This window comes from Arthrobacter sp. 10T413_2 (assembly GCF_056394205.1).
In genome coordinates this window covers 1-1,597 of record NZ_JBFTHK010000337.1, presented here as the reverse complement: position 1 = coordinate 1,597, position 1,597 = coordinate 1, and the positions used below count along the sequence as shown (strand labels likewise).

Here is a 1,597-nt window from a genome sequence, read left to right as displayed (position 1 = left end):
GCCGCGGCGTGGATCCACGCCGCGGCTGTCCGATATCGCAGCTAAAACCCGGGAACGGTGCTGAAACCGTCCGTAGCCGCTATCCGGCCAGCGGMACGTGCGGGTAGCCCGGCTCCCGGTGCTGGAACTGCAGCACATCCGGGTTCTGGACGACGCCGTCGCGGATTTCGATCGCACGGCGGATGGTCTCGTTCGCGGTCCAGGCCTCGGGGCCGGTGATCACGGTCTTGAGGAACGGCAGCAGGGCCTCGCTGATCTCCCAGCTGGAGGAATCCCAGAGGTAGGACGGGCTGTGGTCCACCGCGTAGTAGTCGATGTGGTCGCCGACCTTGAACGTCGGCTCGGCGAAGGAGGTGGTTTTCGCCCAGCTGAACCCCATGCCCTCGTCGCAGGACACGTCCACGATCAGGCTGCCGGGCCGGAAAGCGGCCAGGTCCTCGGTGCGCAGGTAGGTCAGCGGCGCGTTGGGGTCCTGCAGGGTGCAGTTGACCACGATGTCGCTCTCGGCGAGGAACGGTGCCAGCGGCACGCGCCCGCGCTCCGTGATGACCTCGCTGAGGTACGGCGCGTTGCTGTCGTGGTCGAACTGCGCGATCCGGACGGAGTGGATGGGCGAGCCGACCGCGGCAACACCGCGGTTGGTCAGCACCTGCACGTCGTGGACGCCGTGGGCGTTCAAGGCAGTTACCGCGCCGCGGGCCGTTGCGCCGAAGCCGATCACGACGGCGCTCAGCCGGCGGCCGTAGTCCCCGGTGGACCCGGTCAGCGCCAGGGAATGCAGCACGGAGCAGTAGCCGGCGAGCTCGTTGTTCTTGTGGAAGACATGCAGGCCGAAGCCGCCGTCGCTAGCCCAGTGGTTCATGGCCTCGAAGGCGATGAGCGTGAGTTTCTTATCGATCGCCAGCTGGGTGATGGCCCGGTCCTGGACGCAGTGCGGCCAGCCCCAGAGGACCTGACCGTCGCGGAGTTCGGCAAGGTCTTCGGGCTGCGGCTTGGGCAGGAGGACGACGTCGGCGTCCGCCATCAGCTGCCGGCGCGGGGCGATGCGCCCCACGAGGGACGYGAGGTGCTCGTCCGACACGCCGAAACGCTCGCCGTAGCCTTCCTCAAGGATCAGCTGCTCCCKGATTTCMGGCGCGATGCGGTCCAGGTGCAGGGGATGGATGGGCAGGCGTCGCTMGTCGGGTTTTCGTGTGCTGGCGAGGATGCCGAGGGTGAGGCGGTTCGGGGACCCGATCACTTCTTTTTGGGGCTCGCCGTCTTGGCGGCGGTCACTTTGTCGAGGGAGCTGGCCGGCGCTGAGGCGGCCCTCTTGTCAGCGCGCTTTTCCTTGATGGATTTGCCGGATTTCTTGGATGCTGCTTGACGGGGGGACTTGTCAGCCATGATTGCTCCTGTAGCGGAACCGARGAGGTTCCTGACTTCTGACGATACAGGTAGGAACCTAATGGGAGGCCGGAGCGGGGCGGCGCCCGAGGCGGAGGAGAGGATTGGAGCGGCTGACGGGAATCGAACCCGCGTATCAAGCTTGGGAAGCTAGCGCTCTACCATTGAGCTACAGCCGCAGTGGCTCTACCATTGAGCTACAGCCGCAGTG

General features: G+C 66.3%; 2 protein-coding genes and 1 tRNA gene. All 3 read right to left on the bottom strand.

Features of this window, described 5'->3' with window-relative positions; genetic code table 11:
- Positions 1 to 79 precede the first annotated feature (79 nt).
- The 3 genes from AC1DBQ_RS23265 to AC1DBQ_RS23255 all read right to left on the bottom strand — a co-directional run bounded on the left by AC1DBQ_RS23265 (position 80) and on the right by AC1DBQ_RS23255 (position 1,565).
- Entirely contained in the window at positions 80 to 1,240 is a 1,161-nt protein-coding gene (locus tag AC1DBQ_RS23265) for a N(5)-(carboxyethyl)ornithine synthase (protein ID WP_476930742.1), read from the bottom strand.
- Positions 1,237 to 1,386 carry a hypothetical protein gene (locus AC1DBQ_RS23260; RefSeq protein WP_018774018.1) on the bottom strand — a complete coding sequence of 50 codons (150 nt, stop codon included), beginning with the start codon at positions 1,384 to 1,386 and terminating at the stop codon, positions 1,237 to 1,239. Before AC1DBQ_RS23260 ends, AC1DBQ_RS23265 begins: the two co-directional genes overlap by 4 nt.
- Positions 1,387 to 1,491: 105 nt before the next feature.
- Positions 1,492 to 1,565: transfer RNA gene (locus AC1DBQ_RS23255), tRNA-Gly, on the bottom strand.
- Positions 1,566 to 1,597: the final 32 nt, after the last annotated feature.